The sequence below is a fragment of the Hymenobacter swuensis DY53 genome, from assembly GCF_000576555.1.
GTDB lineage: Bacteria > Bacteroidota > Bacteroidia > Cytophagales > Hymenobacteraceae > Hymenobacter > Hymenobacter swuensis.
In genome coordinates, this window is record NZ_CP007145.1 from 1,628,292 (window position 1) to 1,647,515 (window position 19,224).

Annotated in this window: 15 protein-coding genes and 1 tRNA gene; 9 read left to right on the forward strand and 7 right to left on the reverse strand. The window is 60.0% G+C overall.

Annotated features, from left to right (window positions below; translation table 11 throughout):
• Positions 1-42: 42 nt before the first annotated feature.
• Both HSW_RS08450 and HSW_RS08455 read right to left on the reverse strand, forming a co-directional pair.
• Positions 43-1,497 carry an O-antigen ligase family protein gene (locus HSW_RS08450; protein WP_155832885.1) on the reverse strand — a complete coding sequence of 485 codons (1,455 nt, stop codon included), beginning with the start codon at positions 1,495-1,497 and terminating at the stop codon, positions 43-45.
• Entirely contained in the window at positions 1,494-2,579 is a 1,086-nt protein-coding gene (locus HSW_RS08455) for a GumC domain-containing protein (protein WP_044001570.1), read from the reverse strand. The genes HSW_RS08450 and HSW_RS08455 overlap by 4 nt, the downstream gene beginning before the upstream one ends.
• Before the next feature lie 236 nt (positions 2,580-2,815).
• On the opposite strand from HSW_RS08455, the gene HSW_RS08460 reads away from it, so the two are divergent.
• The 9 genes from HSW_RS08460 to HSW_RS08500 all read left to right on the forward strand — a co-directional run bounded on the left by HSW_RS08460 (position 2,816) and on the right by HSW_RS08500 (position 13,187).
• The gene (locus tag HSW_RS08460; RefSeq protein WP_155832886.1) at positions 2,816-4,213 is read left to right on the forward strand and encodes an oligosaccharide flippase family protein; all 1,398 of its coding nucleotides are present in this window, start codon (positions 2,816-2,818) and stop codon (positions 4,211-4,213) included.
• A 128-nt stretch (positions 4,214-4,341) separates the two neighbouring features.
• Positions 4,342-5,478 carry a glycosyltransferase family 4 protein gene (locus tag HSW_RS08465; RefSeq protein ID WP_044001572.1) on the forward strand — a complete coding sequence of 379 codons (1,137 nt, stop codon included), beginning with the start codon at positions 4,342-4,344 and terminating at the stop codon, positions 5,476-5,478.
• 116 nt (positions 5,479-5,594) lie between these two features.
• A complete protein-coding gene (locus HSW_RS08470; RefSeq protein ID WP_044004349.1) occupies positions 5,595-6,224 on the forward strand; it encodes a polysaccharide deacetylase family protein in 630 nt (209 codons plus the stop codon).
• A gap of 56 nt (positions 6,225-6,280) precedes the next feature.
• A complete protein-coding gene (locus HSW_RS08475) occupies positions 6,281-7,378 on the forward strand; it encodes a glycosyltransferase (protein WP_052346255.1) in 1,098 nt (365 codons plus the stop codon).
• 297 nt (positions 7,379-7,675) lie between these two features.
• A complete protein-coding gene (locus HSW_RS08480) occupies positions 7,676-9,955 on the forward strand; it encodes a glycoside hydrolase family 3 C-terminal domain-containing protein (protein ID WP_081768331.1) in 2,280 nt (759 codons plus the stop codon).
• Between the two features lie 297 nt (positions 9,956-10,252).
• The gene (locus HSW_RS08485; protein ID WP_044001573.1) at positions 10,253-11,035 is read left to right on the forward strand and encodes a TatD family hydrolase; all 783 of its coding nucleotides are present in this window, start codon (positions 10,253-10,255) and stop codon (positions 11,033-11,035) included.
• Positions 11,036-11,122: 87 nt separating this feature from the next.
• Positions 11,123-12,172: an asparaginase gene (locus tag HSW_RS08490; protein WP_044001575.1), complete on the forward strand. Its 1,050-nt coding sequence runs from the start codon at positions 11,123-11,125 to the stop codon at positions 12,170-12,172.
• Between the two features lie 80 nt (positions 12,173-12,252).
• Positions 12,253-12,340 (forward strand) — tRNA-Ser (locus HSW_RS08495).
• A gap of 142 nt (positions 12,341-12,482) precedes the next feature.
• Complete coding sequence (locus HSW_RS08500; protein WP_044001576.1) at positions 12,483-13,187, forward strand: RibD family protein; 705 nt, start codon at positions 12,483-12,485, stop codon at positions 13,185-13,187.
• 89 nt (positions 13,188-13,276) lie between these two features.
• On the opposite strand, the gene HSW_RS08505 is transcribed toward HSW_RS08500, so the two are convergent.
• The 5 genes from HSW_RS08505 to HSW_RS08525 all read right to left on the reverse strand — a co-directional run bounded on the left by HSW_RS08505 (position 13,277) and on the right by HSW_RS08525 (position 19,200).
• Positions 13,277-14,038: an enoyl-CoA hydratase/isomerase family protein gene (locus HSW_RS08505; RefSeq protein ID WP_044001577.1), complete on the reverse strand. Its 762-nt coding sequence runs from the start codon at positions 14,036-14,038 to the stop codon at positions 13,277-13,279.
• Positions 14,039-14,103: 65 nt separating this feature from the next.
• Entirely contained in the window at positions 14,104-16,155 is a 2,052-nt protein-coding gene (gene paaZ, locus HSW_RS08510) for a phenylacetic acid degradation bifunctional protein PaaZ (protein WP_044004353.1), read from the reverse strand.
• Positions 16,156-16,329: 174 nt separating this feature from the next.
• Positions 16,330-17,535, reverse strand: a complete 1,206-nt coding sequence (gene pcaF / locus HSW_RS08515; protein WP_044001578.1) for a 3-oxoadipyl-CoA thiolase — start codon at positions 17,533-17,535, stop codon at positions 16,330-16,332.
• A gap of 65 nt (positions 17,536-17,600) precedes the next feature.
• Positions 17,601-18,041 (reverse strand): hydroxyphenylacetyl-CoA thioesterase PaaI, encoded by a 441-nt coding sequence (gene paaI / locus HSW_RS08520; RefSeq protein WP_044001579.1) that lies wholly within the window; start codon positions 18,039-18,041, stop codon positions 17,601-17,603.
• Positions 18,019-19,200 (reverse strand): 3-hydroxyacyl-CoA dehydrogenase NAD-binding domain-containing protein, encoded by a 1,182-nt coding sequence (locus HSW_RS08525; protein WP_231501376.1) that lies wholly within the window; start codon positions 19,198-19,200, stop codon positions 18,019-18,021. Before HSW_RS08525 ends, paaI begins: the two co-directional genes overlap by 23 nt.
• Positions 19,201-19,224: the final 24 nt, after the last annotated feature.

Here is a 19,224-nt window from a genome sequence, read left to right on the forward strand (position 1 = left end):
TGACGTTCCGCTTGCACTATCTGCGCGGGTTGAACGTCAACTTCACAAGTTCACCACTTCACTTTTAGTCCAGCTGCCTACCCGGATAAGCATGAACAGGTTGATGAAGAAGAAGGAGCCGATTTTATCGACTTCTACCAACTCGTTCAGTAGCAGATGGAATACAATGATAACGAAGCTCATGCCGCAGGCCAGCAGCACGTAGCGGGGCTGAGTACCTGGATGGGTGCGGTGATACAGCGTTTCGATGGTAATAAGCGCGGCCCCCAGCAGCGTGATGAACAGGACCACACCCGGAAAACCCTGCTCGGCCAGTACCAGCAGAAAGTAGTTGTGGGTGGTTGATTTTTCGGGGTTTTCGCTCACGTAGGTGCGAAAGCTGCGCACCGTGTAGCGTTTGTATTCGGGGTAAAATGTGCTGGGGCCGCTTCCCACGAGTGGCTTATCGGCAGCCATGCGGCCGGCAGCCACCCAGCGGTATACCCGCTCCATGCCCGACACGTCCTGCAGCTTGTAAGTAGCTTCCAAGTGCTTCTCAAAGTTCTGGCCGTTAAAAACGGTTTTCTCGAAGTTAGGCGCGAACAGCATGTAGTTGTTCTGGCTCAGAAAGTAAGTGGCCCCGCTGAGCACAGCCACCAGCACGGCCACTAGCAGCAGGCGCGTCTGCCGCAGCCGGATTACGCCGTAGAACAGCCCGGCCACCGGCAACGACAGCACCGAAGCGCGGGTGTAAGAGGTCAGAAGCCCGAACACCAGAACGACCAATGCCACCCACCAAGCCATTTTTTCCTTGCCGTGTGTACTCCGGATGCTGTACAGCGCAAACGGTAGCAGCAACGCCAGCACGGTGGCATAAATTACGTGGTTGCGGTACAGCGGCTGCACGGCTTCGTTAATGGACTCGAAGCTGAAGCCGTGGGCCGCGTGTTTGGCAGCCGTGACTAGCACCGTAAGCGTGGCGCTAATGACGTACAGCCCGGCCAGCCGCCATACGTCGGTGGGGCGGCGCACCAGCAGCAGGGTGCCCAGCCCGAACGGCACGAGGTACCAGACCTTCGCCAGCAGGTATTTAACGGACTTGGTGGTATCGACTGAAAAGATGGTGGATACTACCGACCAGAGCAGCATCAGGAGCAGAATAATTACCAGCGGATGCCGCAATTCCTGCCCCGGAATGGCTGTCCGACGCATGAGTACCGTGGCCAGCACGCAGCCTGTGAGCACCAATAGCAGCGGCTCAGAAGGCACATCCATGCTCAGGCCTCCGGGTAGCGGGAGTTCCCGGGAAAAAGCCAGCGTCAGGAACAGCAGGTAGTAGAGCAGCCGCCACTCCGTGAACACCACCAGCAGGCCCACGCCCAGTACCAACGGGAGCAGGGCAAGCGGGGTATCAAGCAGCAGGGCTGTGGCACCGCCACCCAGCAAAATCACCACAAACCCCACGAAGATTCGCTGGGCCGGGTCGGAGGGCAGGAGCGAGGCGAACCGCTGACTCACAGGGCTGGCCGGCTGGTGGGGCGCCTGGTGGTACGCCGCCACAATTCCAGCAGGGTAATTACCACAATGGATAGGGCCAGCGTCAGGAATACCGAGCCGGCCACAATCAGCCAGCGGATGGGCTTGCTCTTTTTGGTGGCCGGATACGCTTTCTGCACCAGATACAGCGAGGAAAGCTTGCCTTTCAGCGCTACATCGGCCGTTTCATAGTCGCCGCGAGCTTTTACCAGGCGGCCCTGCAGGTCCGTCATGCGGGCCGTGAACAGGTTCAGCGAGTCGACGCCGCGCGTGTAGTCCTCCAGGTTCAGCACGTTGCCCTGCTCCGAGCGGGTGAGGCCCCGCAGCGCGCGGCGCAGGCCGGCAATTTTGCGGCTGTCGTCGCCTTCGCCTTCCGCTTTACGCAGGTCGGTTTCCACTTCAATGATTTCCCGGGCCAGGTAGCGTGATTGTTGTTCCAGCCCATAAATGCCGTAGCGGCGGCGGGCCTGGATGAGCTTCTGGCGGGAGGTTTCAAACTCCTTGTTCAGGAACTGAAAGCGTTGCTGATACAGGCCCAGCACGTTGCGGCGGTTTTCCAGCGTGAGCTGTTGGTTCACGGAGTCAATCACCTGCACCAGGGTATTGGCAATGCGGGCGGCCAGCTGCTTGTCTTCATCGAAAAACGTTAGCTCAATGGCGTCCCGCTCGTTGTGCACAATGTCGAGGTTAGAGCTGAACTTGCGCAGGGCTGCGTCGTCGGCAGCATCGTCGCCGGCCGCGCCGGTTTCGTAGTGCTCATGCAGCCCGAAACGTTTGATCATCAGCTCAGCTATCGGCTGCGACTCACCAATGGTGATGATGCGGTCCAGGTCTTCGGTCCGGCCGCCCAACTCCAACTTGCTACCTTCGGTGGCAATGCGGTCAGGGTCGGTGGTTTGTGGGTTAGTGGGAAAGAAAACGGCGGTGGACTTATACACATTAGGCATCAGCAGCGCCACGGCTACGCTCAGCACCAACGCCAGCACCAGGGCGGTGCCTACAAGTTTCTTCCAACGGTTGATAATAGGCCACAGGCCCAGGAGGGAATAAGACGGCTCCGACATGCTGCAAATAAGGCCGCGCGACCGGAAAGTGGAAAGGTCAGACGTCGGCGGCAGGCAAATATAGAGGAAAAAACGCCCGTGCCCGGCCCCTATTTGCGGCTTTAACCCCGGCGGCTTTTGTGTAGTTTTGCGCTTTCCTGCTGGTAGTGGTTGGCTTTTGCAGCCACGCAGTGGGGCCGTTTTTTTGTTCTCCTAGCCTCTCATCCATCAAACGATTCCTCGGAAATATCAGCTTCGTGGTGTTGCTCAACCTGCTGGTAAAGCCGGGTTGGGTAGTGCTGGAAAATGTGGTGCAGGACCGCATCGGGCATGAGTTGTTCGGCACATTCACGGCTCTGCTCACGCTGGCTACCATTGTGGCGGCCGTTTCCGATCTGGGCACCACGCAGCTCACCACCAAGCGGTTGGCCGCTTCCCCCAGCTTCTTCACCGACTTCTTCCCGACCTTGCTGCCCTTGCGAGCCGGGCTGGGGGTGGGGTTTCTGGCCCTCACGGTAGGGCTGGGCTGGGTGCTGGGCTACCGGGGGCACTGGCTGCTGCTGCTGGCTATTACCGCCGCCGGCCTGCTGCTGACGCAGTACACGCTGTTCCTGCGCGGGGTGCTGCAGGCACATCAGCGGTTTAATACTGACGCGGTGCTATCAGTGCTGGAGCGGCTGCTGCTGCTGGGGCTGGTGTTGGCACTATTGCCGATGGGCCTCACGCTGGACCGGTTTGTGGGCGTGCGCACCGTGGCGGTGCTTTTCACGTTCCTGCTGCTGGTGGGCCTGATCCGGCGGCTGTACGGGCGGGTGGCCCTGCGGCCCCGCTGGGCCCAGGCGCGGCAGGTGCTGCTGGAAAGTCTGCCGCTGGCCTTCATTACGCTGGTGTACGGCCTGAATGAGCGGATTGATATGCTGATGCTGGAGCGGCTGGTATCGGCCCGCGAGGCCAGTTACTACGCGGCGGCCTACCGCTGGGTAGATGCCGTGATGATGTACCTCTGGACGGTGCTGCCACTGTTTTTTGCCCGCTTCGCCCATGCTACCGGCCGCCCCGAAGAGCAGCAGAAGCTGCTGTGGTTCGGGCAGCGCATCGTAACGGTGCCGCTGCTGCTGGTGGTGGGTTTCGGGCTGTTTCGGGGGGAGTTGCTGTTCTTTCAGTTTAAGCACAGCACCCCGGCCGAGCTGCTGCGCATGACGCAGTGCCTACAGATTCTGTTTCTGAACGTGCTGGTGCATGCCTTCTTCGCCATCTATAGCACTTTACTCACCAGCACCGACCATGAAAAACCGGTTTCCTGGCTCGTAACGGGTAGTATCGTGCTCAACACCGGCCTCAACTTTCTGCTGCTGCCGCGCTACGGCGCGCTGGCCGGAGCTGCCAACACGCTGCTATGCGCGGTGGTGGTATCCGTTGGCTACGTATGGCTGGTACCGCGCCGGACCGGCGTACAACTGCCGCTGGCAGTGCTGTGGCGGCTGGCCCTGGCGTTTGGCGGTTTGTGCGCGGGTTGGTACGCGCTGCGCACCTACGCCGGCCTACCCTGGTGGCTGGAAACCGGCGTAGCGGGTATCTGGTTACTGGTGCTGATATTTGCTCTGGGCATCGTCAGCATGTCGGAGCTGCGGCAACTGCGGAAAAAGAATGAATAGCTGGATGTGGGAAGTGGTGAAGGGTTGGATTGTTGAACGGATGAAAACAATTCACCCATTCAACCCTTCGCCACTGCCCCCATCCAGCCGTTTACCAGTTCAGCCATCCACCCGTTCAGCCATCCAACTTGCACATAGCCGTTAACGTCCGCTTTTTATTGCCCGGCGACAAGCTGGAGGGCATCGGGCGTTTCACGCTGGAAACGCTGCGCCATATGGTAGCGCAGCAGCCGGACCACACGTTTCATTTCCTGTTCGACCGGGCTTTTGATGAGCGGTATCTGCTGGGCCCGAACGTAGTACCGCACGTATTGCAGCCGCCCGCCCGGCACCCGTTGTTGTGGGCGGCCTGGTTTGAAGGAGCCGTAGCCCACTGGCTGCGGCGCAACCGCCCGGCCGTTTTTCTTAGCCCCGACGGCTTCACCACCCTGCGCACCCGCGTACCCCGCGTAACGGTGCTACATGACTTAGCCTTCGAGCACTTCCCGGCCGATGTGGACCGCCTGGTGCTGCGCTACTACCAATATTTCACTCCCCGGTTTGCCCGCGCTTCCGCGCGGCTGGTAGCGGTATCGGAAGCCACGAAGCAGGATATTGTAAGCACCTACGGTACCGAGCCGGCCAAAATCAGCGTGGTGTACAACGCGGCCGATGCGCACTTCCAACCTCAGCCGGCCGCCGTGCAGCAGGCCACCCGGGAGCGGTTTGCCGCGGGTAAACCATATTTTCTGTTTGTGGGCGCATTGCAGCCGCGCAAGAATCTGGTCAACCTGCTGCGTGCCTTTGATGCGTTTAAAGCAGCCACCGCGTCGCCCATGAAGCTGCTGGTGGTGGGCCGCACTGCCTGGAAGGCCGGTCCCATCTTCGATGTGTATCAGCAGCTACAGCACCGCCACGATGTACACCTGACCGGCCGCGTCACCGATACCGAGCTGGTAGAACTGTACGCCGCTGCGCTGGCTACCTGTTACGTGCCGTACTTCGAAGGCTTCGGCATTCCCATCATCGAAGCGCAGGCCTGCCACTCGCCCGTCATTACTTCCAACTGCAGCTCTTTACCCGAAGTAGCCGGCGACGCCGCCTGTTTGGTCGACCCGTTCTCGGTGGTTTCCATTACCCAGGGCCTGACTCAGGTATATGCCTCCGCCGACTACCGTCAGAAGCTGATTCTACGCGGGCAGCGCAACATCCAGCGGTTTTCCTGGGCAGAAAGTGCCCGGCGGCTGTGGGCGGAAGTGGAGCGCGCTGCCTCAGATGGCAGTTAGTAGATTTTGGTTGCTGGCCGTTCGTTTGTTGAGATTTGACCGGCGTGAAAAGCAGCAACTACCGGGCAACTGAGAACGAACAGCCAAAAAACCGCACCCAAAAACCAAGAACCAACATGCACCTACACCGAATGCCCGGCCTGGTGCAGCGGCTGTTTCCCGACTGCCTCTGGACGATGCCGCCCACCACGCCGCCCACCCTATACCTGACGTTTGATGACGGTCCTATCCCGGAAGAAACGCCGTTTGTAGTGGAGCAGTTGGCTCGTTTCGGGGCCAGTGGCACGTTCTTCTGCGTGGGCGACAATCTGGCCAAGCACCCGGATGTGGCCCGGCAGGTGCTGGCAGGTGGCCACCGCCTGGCTAACCACACCTACCATCACCTCAGCGGCTGGAGCCATTCCCGCCCCGAATACCTGGCCGACGTAGCCCGGTGCCATACGTTGCTGCAGCAGCTGCAGCCCGAAGCCCGGCCCCTGCTGCGTCCGCCCTACGGCCGTATTACTCCTGCGCTGGCCCAAAAGCTGAACCAGACCCACCAGGTAGTGATGTGGGACGTGCTGACCTGTGATTATGACCGGGATTTTGCCCCAGAGGAATGCCTGGCTACTGCTATTCGCCTGACCCGGCCCGGTTCCATCGTCGTCTTCCATGACAGCCTGAAAGCCAGTGCCAATTTGCGCTATGTGCTTCCCCGTTACCTCACGCATTTTGCCGCGCTGGGCTATACGTTTGCCCATCTGTAAGCACCGCGTTGCCCGGTGCTGGTCAGGATGCTGAACTGCCTGTATTACTTCTCCTGATGCTTCTCCTTGTCTTCTATTTTGCCAGCTGGTTTGCTTTGCTGCTCACGGCCACGGTGTTTTTTGGGCGGCGCGGCAGCCAGCCGGTGTCGCCGCCCGCCGCACTGCCCCGGATCAGTATATTGATAGCCGCCCGCAACGAGGAAGCCACCATTGGCCGCTGCCTGCAGGCTATTCGCATGCTGGACTACCCACCGGAGCTGCTGGAAGTGCTGCTCGGCAACGACGGCTCAGTGGATCAGACCGACGCCGTGGCCCGGGCCGCCATGCAGGGCTACGCGGGTAGTTTCCGCCTGATTTTCATTACCGATAATCTGGGCACGGCACGGGGTAAAGCCAATGTGCTGGCCCACCTGGCCCACACTGCCACCACCGATATTTTCTGCATTACCGATGCCGATATTGCCGTGCCTGCTACCTGGCTGACCGGCCTATTGGCTCACCTGCACCCCGGCGTGGGCAGCGTGACCGGCCTCACGCTGGTAACCGGCCCCCGCCTGTTTCACCGCCTTCAGGGCCTCGACTGGCTGTTATCGTTGGGTCTGGTGCAGGTAGTTACCGACCTGGGCCGGCCCGTGACGGCTATGGGCAACAATATGCTGGTTACCCGGACCGCCTACGAGGCTACCGGCGGCTATGAGAACCTGCCGTTTTCCGTCACCGAGGATTTTGAGTTGTTCAAAGCTCTGCTGCGGCAGGGCTACGGCTACCGGAATCTGTTCCGGCCGGAAGTGCTGGCCGAGTCACTGCCCATGTACACCTGGCGGGAGCTGCTGCACCAGCGGCGACGCTGGTTGCGTGGAGTCGAGCAACTGCCCGGCTGGCTACAGATCTGCCTGTTGCTATATGGCTCGTTTTATCCCGCTCTGCTGGCTATGGCACTGGCTGCCGGGCCCGGTGTGGCATTGGGGCTATGGGCCGCCAAAATGGGGGTGCAGGGGCTGTTGGCGGCTAAGTGCTTCCGCGCAGTAGGCCGCCGGCCACCTTTAGAGCTGTTGCCTATATTCGAGCTCTACACCCTTGCCATGACAACCGGTTTGCTTCTGTTTCGCCTGTTGCCGCTGCAGTTTGAGTGGAAAGGCAGACGCTACCAGTAAAAAAGTGCGTTGTTTTTTATCTGGCGGGCTTTCCGCAGCAGAACGGGCTTAGTGGAGAAAGCAAAGCCAAGTTACGTGTGCAGTAAGTGTTTGCTAAGGGCATGCACAATCCATTGTGTGGCTATTAGGACGGTTTTTACGGTGGATTTCCGTGTTTTCGAAGGCTACATTTGGCAGTAACCCACTACTACTAGGCCGGGTTCTGGCATCCAGATCGGTTTTATCAGGTAGGGAGTTGCCCGTTGTATTCACACTAACCCGCTCTCTCATTTTCCCACTGCGCTTTGCGCTGTCTGTATGCCTCTATTCTGCTCCCGTGCCGCGTTGCTGGCGGCCTTGCTGTACGCCACTGCTCCGGCGGCCTTCGCCCAGACCAAACCTGCCACCACTCAGCCCAAGTCAACCGCTGCCAGCTCTGCCAACCGCCAGCAACTGCTACTGGCCAACGAGGCCAAAATTGACCAGCTGCTGAAGAAACTCACGCTGGAAGAAAAAATTGCCATGATCCATGCCAATTCCTCCTTCACTTCGGGTGGAGTAAAGCGGTTGGGTATCCCGGAAATAACCACCTCCGATGGCCCCCACGGCGTGCGTCCTGAGCACGGCCGTGACTGGACCCTCGATGAGGGAGTGAATGACTCCGGCACCTACCTGCCCACGGGCAATACGCTGGCCGCTACCTGGAATCCGACGCTGGGATACGCTTTTGGCACAGTGCTGGGCTCGGAAGCCAATTTCCGGGGCAAGGATATCATTCTGGGCCCCGGCATCAACATCATCCGCACGCCCCTGAACGGCCGCAACTTCGAATATCTGAGCGAGGATCCGTACCTGATTTCGAAAATGGTGGTCGGCTACATTCGCGGGGTGCAGGACCAGGGTGTATCGGCCTGCGTGAAGCATTACGCAGCCAACAACCAGGAACTGCACCGCAACGATATTGACGTGAACATGAGCGAGCGGGCTCTGCGGGAGCTGTACCTGCCGGGCTTTCAGGCCGCCGTGCAGGAAGGAGGTGTACACACGCTCATGGGTTCTTACAACAAGTTTCGGGGCCAGTACGCCACCCACAACGCCTACCTGATGAACGACATCCTGAAAGGGGAGTGGGGCTTCAAAGGGCTTGTGATAAGCGACTGGGGCTCGGTGCACGACACCCAGCAGGGCTTGCGTAACGGCACCGATCTGGAAATGGGTACCGACCTCTCCCTGATGTACAGCAGCGTCGACCAGACCGCCAGTGCCGGGATGCCGGCTCTCACCCCGGCCCTCTACGACCGGTTTTTCTTCGGTACTGCCGCCCTGGAAGCCGTAAAGAAGGATAAGTCGCTGGAGCCCCTGCTCGACGACAAAGTGCGCCGGATTCTGCGGGTGATGTACAAAACCAACATGCTGGACGGGGCTAAACGCGCCAAGGGGGAGTACAGCACGCCGGCCCACCAGGCCACGGCCCTGAAGGTAGCCGAGGAAGGCATGGTGCTGCTTAAGAATGAAGGCAACGTGCTGCCCTTGCGCAAAACCGCCAAAACTTACGCCGTTATTGGGGCCAACGCTACCCGGGAGAATGCGCTGGGCGGCGGTAGCTCGCAGGTGAAGGCCAAGTATGAGATTACGCCGCTGGCCGGTCTACAGAAAGCCCTCGGGCCTAACGCGAAAATTACTTACGCGCCCGGCTACAAAATTGCCCGCGACCAGTCTGCCGATCCGCAGCTGATTGCCCAGGCTGTAGCCGCCGCCAAAGCCGCCGAGGTAGTCATTATCGTGGGCGGTGCTACCCACGGCTATGACTATAAGGTGTGGAGCGACAATGCCTACGATGCCGAGGGCTACGACAAGCCCGATATGAAAATGCCCTTCGGCCAAGACGAGCTGATTAAGGCTGTATTGGCGGTCAACCCCAACACGGTGGTGGTACTCATGAACGGCGGCCCTATCGATGTATCGGCGTGGGCGGGACAGGCCAAAGGTATTGTGGAGGCTTGGTACCCCGGTATGGAAGGCGGTACTGCGCTGGCGCGTGTGCTGTTTGGCGACGTAAACCCCTCCGGTAAGCTGCCCATGACCTTCCCCGTGAAGCTTGAAGATTCGCCGGCCCACAAGCTGGGCGAATACCCCAGCACCCCCGGCGACCCATTGAAGCAGACGTACAAGGAGGATGTTTTTGTAGGCTACCGTTATTTCGACACGTACAACGTAGCTCCGCAGTTTGCCTTCGGCCACGGCCTGAGCTACACCTCGTTTGAATACGGCAGGCTGGCAGTCAAACCCACCAGCCAGGGCGCCACTGCCACGCTCACCGTGCGCAACACCGGCAAAGTAGCCGGGGCCGAAGTAGTGCAACTCTACGTGCATGACGACCAGGCCAGTGTGAATCGCCCCGAGAAGGAGCTCAAAGCCTTCGAAAAGGTTTTCCTCAAGCCCGGCGAAACCAAAACCGTTACACTTACTCTCGGCTCCGACGCCTTCCGCTTCTACGACGAAGCCAAAAAGCAATGGGTCTTGGAACCCGGCCAGTTCACCCTGCAAGTTGGCAGCTCCTCCCGCGACATCCGCCAGACCGGAACGGTGAAGCTGTGAGATGGTGAAATTGGGAAGGGTGAAGTTGTGAGAGGGGATGGGGAACCCGTCATTGCGAGGCGGAGCCGAAGCTAATCCGTCCTTCTTGAAGCTCCCATCGTTGACCCATTCCAAAGCCCCTGACGCCCACCCGGACGTTAGGGGCTTTTCTGTATGACAAGGCTTCGCGCGCTGAAAAGGATGGGTTAGCTTCGCTGTCCTTCGGGTGCTTCGGCTCCGCCTCGCAATGACGTTTCACCACTTCACAATTTCACCTTTCACCACTTCACAACTTCGCCGCCGGCTTACCTTTGCGGCATGCAGTTTTCCGATTCGCACGCCCACGTTTACTCCGAGCAGTTCAAGCCTGACCAGGATGAGATGCTGCTTCGCGCCTTTGAGGCCGGGGTAGAAACTATCTTCATGCCCAATATCGACCACGACAGCATCGACGCTATGCTGGAGGTGGAGGCCCGCTACCCCAACCAGTGTTTCGCTCAGATGGGCCTGCACCCCTGCCACGTCACCCGCAACTTCGAGCGGGAGCTGTATGAGGTAGAAACCTGGCTCAACCAGCGGCCCTTCGCGGCGGTAGGGGAGTGCGGCATTGATTTGTACTGGGATAAAACCCTGCTCACGGAGCAACAGGAAGCCCTGCGTATTCAGGTGGCCCTGGCCAAAAAGCATAACCTGCCGCTGGTACTGCACACCCGTGACGCCTTCCGCGAAGCCGCCGACATCATCACGGCCGCTCAGGATGGCACGCTGCGGGGCGTGTTTCACTGCTTCTCGGGCACGCGCGAGGAGGCGGAAGAAGTTATCCGGCTGGGCTTCCGGTTAGGCATTGGCGGGGTGTCTACCTTCAAGAATGGGGGCCTTGATAAAGTGCTGCCCGGCCTGGGCTTGGAGCACCTACTGCTGGAAACCGATGCTCCTTACCTTGCTCCTGTGCCGCACCGGGGCAAACGCAACGAGCCCGCTTACATTCCGCTGGTAGCCTACCGCGTAGCCGAAATCTTAGGCGTAACCGGCGCCGAAGTAGCCGCTGCCACTACCCGCAACACCCTGGAACTGTTCGGGGAAGCCGGGCGACTGAAGTAGCAGGTCCATAGAACGTCATTCTTGACTTAGCTCGGAACAGCGTTCTGTTTCGGTTGCTAACTTGCCGCTCCACCCAATCTGCCACCCGTGTCTGCACCCGATAACCGCCCGCAAACGTCTATTCTGATAATTTACACCGGCGGCACCGTCGGAATGGCCTATAACAAACGGGGCGAGCTGGTGCCCATGAATTTCGAGCAGATCCGGAAACGGATGCCTGAGCTGCGCCAGCTCAACATGCAGGTAGACGTTACCAACCTCGGCGACCCAATTGATTCCAGCAACGTAACAGCGCAGGACTGGCTGCGGCTGGCGGCGCTTATCCAGGAAAACTACGCCCGCTACGATGGTTTCGTGGTGTTGCATGGTACCGACACTATGGCCTACTCGGCGGCGGCGCTCAGCTTTCTGCTGGAGAGCCTGGGTAAAACGGTGGTATTTACCGGCGCGCAGGTGCCCGTGGGCCGCATCCGCACCGACGCCCGCCGTAATCTGGTTACGGCCCTGGAAATGGCCGCCGCCCGTCACCCCATGGCTGACACCGTACGCGTGCCCGAGGTGTGCCTGTTCTTCAACGACCAGCTCATTCGGGGCAACCGGGCCAAGAAGGTGGAGAGCCAGCAGTACAACGCCTTCCGCTCCGAGAATTATCCGTCCCTTGCGGAGGCTGGTATCGAGCTGGTTTTCAAAGATGAACAGATTCGGCGGTTGCCTGATACGCCTCTGCGGGTGCATCAGCAGCTGGAAGAAAATGTCACCATTCTGCATCTGTTTCCTGGTCTTACAGAGCGGATGGTGCGCGCCCAGCTCGAAGCCCCTTACTTGCGCGGCGCAGTGCTGCTCACGTATGGCTCCGGTAATGCACCCACGGCTCCCTGGTTTCTGCAGGCCCTGCGCGACGCAACGGACCAGGGGCTGTTGCTGCTCAACGTGAGCCAGTGCGAAGAAGGCCGGGTGCTCCAGGGGCGCTACGAAACCAGCGCCCATTTCACCGATCTGGGCGTTATCGGGGGCGATGATATTACGGTGGAAGCAGCTATTACCAAGCTGATGTTTGTGCTGGGCCTCAATGAGAAACCAACCCGGACGCGCCACCTGCTCACCCAGGACCTACGCGGTGAAATCACAATAATGTAGCGGAAGGCGCGGCCGGGGCTTGCGTATCCCGAAAATCGGGTGTTATTTTGCGCCACCTAACCGCATCCCCGATGCATCCTAGAGAGGTGTCCGAGTGGTTGAAGGAGCACGCCTGGAAAGTGTGTATGGGTCTAAAGCTCATCGTGGGTTCGAATCCCATCCTCTCTGCTGAAAGTCCGTTTGCAAGCTGCAAACGGACTTTTTTTGTTTTCCACAATCTTCAATGATAAAACGCGGCTGCCCGTCTCGGCAAGGCAGCCGGATACAGAGTAGTAGACCGTGAGGGCGGAATTACCGTTGAAGGCCGACTATGAAACGACCCTATGTAATCTGCCACATGATGTCCTCCGTGGACGGAAAGATTCTGAGTGCAAACTGGAAGGATAAGGAACTGACCAACACCTTCTCCGGTTACTTTGAGCAGTACCACGACACGTTCACCAGCGAGGCCTGGATGTGCGGGCGCGTGACGATGGAGCGCGACTTCTCGGGCGGCGTGCAGCCCGATCTGCAGCCGGCCCCGCATCCGATAGCACGCGAGCCGTTCATTGGGGATGCGCAGGCTACGTCCTTTGCCATAGCCGTGGACGCGCACGGTAAGCTGGGTTGGGACAGCAACGCCACCGGCGGCGACCATCTGATAGAAATCCTTACCGAACAGGTCAGCGACGAGTACCTGTACTACTTGCAGCGGCAGCGGATTTCCTACCTGTTCGCCGGGAAAGAGGAAATTGACTTTGCCTCGGCCCTGGAGCAACTGGCAACCTTGTTCCCCATTCAGACGCTGATGCTGGAAGGCGGTGGCCACCTGAATGGCTCCCTGCTCAACGCCGGCCTGATTGACGAGTTGAGCCTGCTGCTACTACCCATTGCCGACGGCACGGCCCAGTCGCCCACCACCTTCGAGGTGAGCGACTACCTCAAAAAAGGTGCTGCTACCCGCCTACATCTGGTCCAGGTGCAACAGTTGGATAACGACGTAGTGTGGCTGAAATACCGCTTTAGAGCGGTATAAACGCACTTGCTGTTTTGGAAGTGGATTAAAATGAAACGGCCTGCTTCCAGCATTGGAAGCAGGCCGTTCAACAGTACAGCGGTGCGCATTTACCGGCTCTTGAACTGCTGAATAGCGTCGCGGGTGAAGTCCGACAGCACCAGCCGTCCGCTGATGGCGGCGCGCTCGGGTAGTAGCTGGTCCCAGTGCCCGGTGCCCTGCCAGATAACCTGTTTCAGGTCCGTCAGGGCCTCCGGATTGTAGGCCGCTAACTTGGTGGCAAAGGCCAGTACGGCCGCATCCAGCGCCTCAATGGAATCGACTACCTCAGCGTACAGCCCTTTTTCCCGCGCCCAATCGGCGCTCCGGAATTCTGCCGCGTCCAGGGCCAGTTGGGCAAAGGCGGCGGTGCCGATCTTGCGCTCCACAGCCGGTCCTACCACAAACGGCCCGATTCCGACCACCAGCTCGCTCAGCTTTACCGAAGCTTGGCTGGTAGCGAAACAGTAGTCGGTAGCGGCTGCCACGCCCACACCGCCGCCAATGGCCTTGCCCTGCACCCGCCCGATGATGATTTTGGACGAGGTGCGGCAGGCATTAATCACCTTCGCGAAGCCGGAGAAAAATGCCAGGCCCTGGGTTTCGTCCTCAATGGCAATCAACTCATCGAAGCTGGCCCCGGCGCAGAAGGTTTTTTCGCCTTCACTTTTCAGGATGATAACCTTAGTTTCCGCCGCCTGACTTACGGTGCTGATGGTTTCGGCGAGTTGGGTGAGCAGCGCGCCGGGCAAAGAGTTGTGGCTGGGATGGAAAAAGCTGATAGTGCTGATGCCTTCCGAAGTGGTAGTGGCGGTAACGGTTCCTGTTTGCATGTGGGGAAATAGTAGGTAAACAGCCGGTCATGTTTCGGCAAGCGCAGCATGACGGGCTGAATGGTTTACGCTTGATCTTTCTTTTTCACCATCGTCAGGATGGTGGCTACGGCTACGGTTTCGCCGGTTTCGTCGGACACGTCTACCAACCAGCGTACGATGCCTTTGGCTACGTCCTCGGCGTCGCGCTTTTCCTGGCCTATTTTCTCCTTCACAGTCAGCTTCACGCCGATGGTCATGCCGGGGTACACGGGCTTGGTAAAGCGGCACTCATCGAGGCCGTAGTTGAGCAGCACGGGCCCTTTGCGCGGGTCCACGAACATGCCGGCGGCTTTGCTCAGAACGTAGTAGCCATGCGCCACGCGTCCCGTAAACAGCGTGCCATCCAGGGAAGTAGCATCGACGTGGGCGTAGAAATTGTCGCCGGACACCTGCGCGAAGTTGGTGATATCGGCTTCCGTGACGGTGTGACGATGCGTAGTGTAGGTCTGCCCGATTTCCAGCTCCTCGAAGTAGTGCTGGAAAGGGTGCTTGTCCTTCTCAATCTGCTTGGCCTTCGGCTGATATACTTCCGTAATGGCTGTAATCATGCTCGGGGAGCCCTGAATGGCAACGCGCTGCATGAAGTGCTCCACGCCGCGCATGCCGCCCATTTCCTGTCCGCCGCCGGCCCGGCCGGGGCCGCCGTGGACCAGCAGCGGCAGCGGCGAGCCGTGGCCGGTGCTTTCCTTGGCTACCTCGCCGTTGAGCACCAGGATGCGGCCATGGTGCGTGGCTGCGCCCAGCACAAAGTCCTGCGCCACGCTGGGGTCGTTGGTGGCCACGGAGCACACTAAAGAGCCTTTGCCCAGGTTCGACAAGGCAATGGCTTCATCCACATCATTGTAGGGCATCAGCGTGGCCACCGGGCCGAATGCTTCTATTTCGTGGGTGTCGGTGAATTTGAACGGCTCGGAGTTCAGCAGCACAATCGGCGACATGAACGCGCCCACCTTACAATCGCCTCCAATTACCTGCACGTTGTCCAAGTCGCCATACACAATGGGCGTGTTTTTGGCGAGCTGCTGCACCTGCTGGCGTACTTTCTTCACTTGGTCCAGGCCGGCCAGCGCGCCCATGCGCACGCCCTCGGCCTGCGGGTGCCCGATGGTGGTCTGGGCCAGGGCTTTGCCTAGTGCAATCTGCACGTCTTCCACTAGGTTCTGGGGCACGATGATGCGGCGGATAGCAGTGCATTTCTGCCCGGCTTTGGCCGTCATTTCCTTGCGCACCTCCTTGATGAACAGGTCGAACTCAGGCGTGCCCGGCACGGCATCCGGACCCAGCACGGCGGAGTTCAGCGAGTCGGCCTCCAGGTTGAAGGGCACGGCTTCGGCAATAACGCGCGAGTGGGCCTTCAGCTTGCGGCCGGTTTCGGCCGAGCCGGTGAAGGTTACCACATCCTGATACGTAACATGGTCGAGGATGCCGTGGCCGGTACCGCACACGAGTTGCAGCGCGCCTTCGGGTAGAATCCTAGACTTGATGATTTCACGCACAACCGCTTCCGTGAGGTAGGCCGAGGGGAGGGCCGGCTTCACAATGGCGGGCATGCCAGCCAGCAGGTTCACCGCAATTTTTTCCAGCATCCCCCAGATGGGGAAGTTGTAGGCGTTGATGTGCACCGCCACGCCTTCCTTGGGCACCAGAATGTGGTGGCCGATGAAGTTGCCGGCCTTTGACAGCGCAATCGGGTCCGACTCCACGTAGAACGGCTTGTCGGGGAATTTGCGGCGCAGGGAGGCGTTGGCGAACAGGTTGCCAATACCGCCTTCAATGTCAATCCAGGAGTCGGCGCGGGTGGCGCCGCTTCGGTAGCTCAGGGTGTAGAAATCCTCCTTCTTGTTGTCGAGGTGCAGGGCCAGGGCCTTAATCATACGGCCCCGCTCGTGGAAGGTCATTTTGCGCAGGGCTTTGTTGCCCACACGACGGCCGTAATCCAGCATCGCCTCAAAGTCAAGACCCTCACCGTTGGCAATGGCCACGACTTCGCCGGTGCTGGCGTCGTAGAGTTCCTGCTGGTCGCCGGTGCCGGCCATCCAGCGGCCCAGGGCGTAGTTTTCGAGTAGTTCAGGCATGGTGGTTTTTTGCGTGGACCTCATCCCCTAGCCCCCTCTCCTCAGGGATAGAGGAAACTAGCTGCTAGCTTCCTAGCTGACAAGCTGGATCAAAGAGAATGAGGTAGAGTGAATTTGTCTAGACCTAAAAACTAGTCTCCCTCTCCCTTTGGAGAGAGTGCTAGGGGGGGAGGTTTACACCCGCTCAATTACCGCCGCGTAGCCCTGGCCTACACCGATACACATCGTGATAAGGGCGTAGCGTTTTTGCTGGCGGTGCAGCTCGCGGGCGGCGGCATTGAGGATGCGGGCCCCGCTCATGCCTAGCGGGTGGCCCAGAGCAATAGCGCCACCGTTGGGATTCACGCGCGGGTCGTTGTCGGCCAGTTCGAGGGCGCGTAGGCAGGCCAGGCTCTGGGCGGCAAAGGCTTCGTTCAGCTCGATGACGTCGATGTCGTTGAGCGTGAGGCCAGCTTTTTGCAGGGCCTGCTGCGAAGCCGGCACCGGACCGATGCCCATGATGCGCGGCTCCACACCAGCCACACCCATGCTCACGATACGGGCCAGTGGGGTCAGGCTATGTTGCTTAATACCGTCTTCCGAGGCCAGCAACAGCGCCGCCGCGCCATCGTTGAGGCCGGATGCGTTGCCGGCCGTGACGGTACCGGTTTTGCGGAACGCCGGCCGCAGTTTGGCGAGGCCTTCCCGCGAAGTATCCGGCTTCAGAAACTCGTCTTCGGCAAACAGCAGCGGCTCGCCCTTGCGCTGGGGTATAGGCACGGCCACAATTTCCTCAGCCAAACGGCCTTCCCGCTGCGCTTTGGTAGCTTTCTGCTGCGACGCCAGGGCAAACTGGTCTTGGTCGTCACGGCTGATGTGGTATTGGTCCACCAGGTTTTCGGCGGTTTCACCCATGGCGTCGGTACCGTAGAGGTCCTGCATCTTCGGGTTGATGAAGCGCCAGCCGAAGCTGGAATCATACAGTTGCGAATCGGTGCCGAAGCCTTTGCTGGGCTTGGACACCACCAGCGGGGCACGGGTCATGTTTTCCACCCCGCCCGCCACAAACAGGTCCCCATCGCCGCTCCGGATGGCGCGGGCGGCGGCAATGCTGGCCGAGAGGCCGGAGGCGCAGAGGCGGTTCACGGTTTCACCAGGCACGGTAGTGGGCAGGCCCGCCAGCAGCAGCGCCATGCGGGCTACGTTACGGTTGTCCTCGCCGGCTTGGTTGGCACAGCCCAGGATTACATCAGCTACGGCCGCCGGATCGACGGATGAATTACGGAGCAGCAACTCCCGGATGGTAAGGGCCGCCAGGTCGTCGGGGCGCACGGCACTCAGGGTGCCGCCGAAGCTGCCGATGGGCGTGCGGATGCCGTCGATGATATAGGCTTGATTCATAGAGGCGGATGGTCTTTAGGTCAGAAAAGAACGTCATGCTGGGCATGTGGCGTTCTTAGGTCTATTTACAGTATCTCATTGCTGGTGCGGTAGGCAGTGCCTTTGAACAGGGCTATTAGCACGCCGTGCTGGTTGGTGAGCTGGATCTGGTAGACGCCGATTTTGTGCTTCAGGCCTTCCTCTTGGGCTTCCACCGTGATGACGTCGCCGAGCTTGCCAGCTTCCAGGTAGTCGATGGTGACGGTGAGGCCCACGCTCTGGCGGCCGTGGCTGTTGCAGGCCAAGGCAAAGGCTGAATCGGCGGCCGAAAACGTGACGCCGCCGTGCAGTGCCCGGAAACCGTTGAGCATATCGGGGCGCACGGTGAAGTGCAGGCGGCAGTAGCCGGGACCAACTTCCTCGACCTCCAGGCCCAGCCACTGGCTGAACGAATCGTGCTGGAGCATCAGGTTTTTCACGGCCTCGGCGCGCAGCACGGCGGCATTAGCGGTTTCCGGCTGGCTCATGTGAAAGGAAAGTTTGGCCGTTTTTCGCTAGGCGGCGCAGTAACGGGCTGGCGCGGTACCGGTCCTCGTGATATTCATCGTAGAGCCCGTCGAGGGTAGCTAGCACGGTGGCGGGACCCAGCTCGTCGGCCCAGGCCAGCAGGCCTTTTGGGTAGTTCACGCCCTTGGTCATGGCCAGCTCCAGGTCTTCTTTCGAAGCCACGTTCAGGGCCAGAGCATCGACAGCTTCGTTGATGAGCATGGCCAGAACGCGCGTCAGAATCAGGCGGCCCAGAACTTCGTCGTGCATCGGCTCGGGCGGGGTGGTGCCTTCGCGGTAATCGTAGAAGCCGCGGCCCGATTTGCGGCCGTAGTAGCCGGCCTCAAACAGGCGCTTTTGAGTAAAACTGGGCTTGTAGCGCGGGTCGTAGAAGAACGAGGTAAACACCGACTCCGTGACGCGGTAATTGACATCGTGGCCAATGAAATCCATTAGCTGAAACGGCCCCATGCGGAAGCCGCCCAGCTCGGTCAGGGCCCAGTCGATGGTAGCGGCGTCGGCCACGCCTTCTTCCAGCAGCCGGATGGCCTCGCCGTAGTACGGCCGCGCCACGCGGTTGACAATGAAGCCCGGCGTGTCTTTCGCCAGCACCGGCAGCTTGCCCCAGCTTTGCACCAGCTCCCGGATTTCCCCGGCCAGTCCGGCGCGCGTCTGTACCGCCGGAATGATTTCCACCAGCTGCATCAGCGGGGCCGGATTGAAGAAGTGGATGCCGATAAACCGCTCCGGCCGCTGGCAGGTGCTGGCAATGGAAGCAATGGACAACGACGACGTATTGGAAGCCAGCACGCAGCCGGCCGACACTACTGCTTCTACGTCGCGGAACACTGCCTGCTTCACGGCCAGGTCCTCCACAATTGCCTCAATTACCAGCCCGCAACCCTTGAACGAGTCCATATCGGTGCAGGTGCGCACGCGGCCGATAGCCGCCTCTGCGTCTTCCGAGCTGAGCTTGCCCTTCTCAACCAGTTTGCGCAGACTGGCCGCAATGCCGGTGCTGGCGCGCTGCAGGGCGGCGTGGTTCTGGTCGTGCAGGCACACAGGGTGGCCGGCCTGGGCCACTACCTGCGCAATGCCCGCGCCCATAGCCCCGCTGCCGATGATACCAATGGTTATCATGATGAGTGATGGTTGCTGGTTCTG

Bases quoted from the DNA above. Each gene is read 5' to 3' on its own strand.
- paaZ (WP_044004353.1), bottom strand. From the start codon at position 16,155: ATGCCTGAACTACTCGAAAACTACGCCCTGGGCCGCTGGATGGCCGGC.
- HSW_RS08470 (WP_044004349.1), top strand. From the start codon at position 5,595: ATGCACCTACACCGAATGCCCGGCCTGGTGCAGCGGCTGTTTCCCGAC.
- HSW_RS08525 (WP_231501376.1), bottom strand. From the start codon at position 19,200: ATGATAACCATTGGTATCATCGGCAGCGGGGCTATGGGCGCGGGCATT.
- HSW_RS08455 (WP_044001570.1), bottom strand. From the start codon at position 2,579: ATGTCGGAGCCGTCTTATTCCCTCCTGGGCCTGTGGCCTATTATCAAC.
- HSW_RS08505 (WP_044001577.1), bottom strand. From the start codon at position 14,038: ATGCAAACAGGAACCGTTACCGCCACTACCACTTCGGAAGGCATCAGC.
- pcaF (WP_044001578.1), bottom strand. From the start codon at position 17,535: ATGAATCAAGCCTATATCATCGACGGCATCCGCACGCCCATCGGCAGC.
- HSW_RS08485 (WP_044001573.1), top strand. From the start codon at position 10,253: ATGCAGTTTTCCGATTCGCACGCCCACGTTTACTCCGAGCAGTTCAAG.
- HSW_RS08475 (WP_052346255.1), top strand. From the start codon at position 6,281: ATGCTTCTCCTTGTCTTCTATTTTGCCAGCTGGTTTGCTTTGCTGCTC.
- HSW_RS08480 (WP_081768331.1), top strand. From the start codon at position 7,676: ATGCCTCTATTCTGCTCCCGTGCCGCGTTGCTGGCGGCCTTGCTGTAC.
- paaI (WP_044001579.1), bottom strand. From the start codon at position 18,041: ATGAGCCAGCCGGAAACCGCTAATGCCGCCGTGCTGCGCGCCGAGGCC.
- HSW_RS08500 (WP_044001576.1), top strand. From the start codon at position 12,483: ATGAAACGACCCTATGTAATCTGCCACATGATGTCCTCCGTGGACGGA.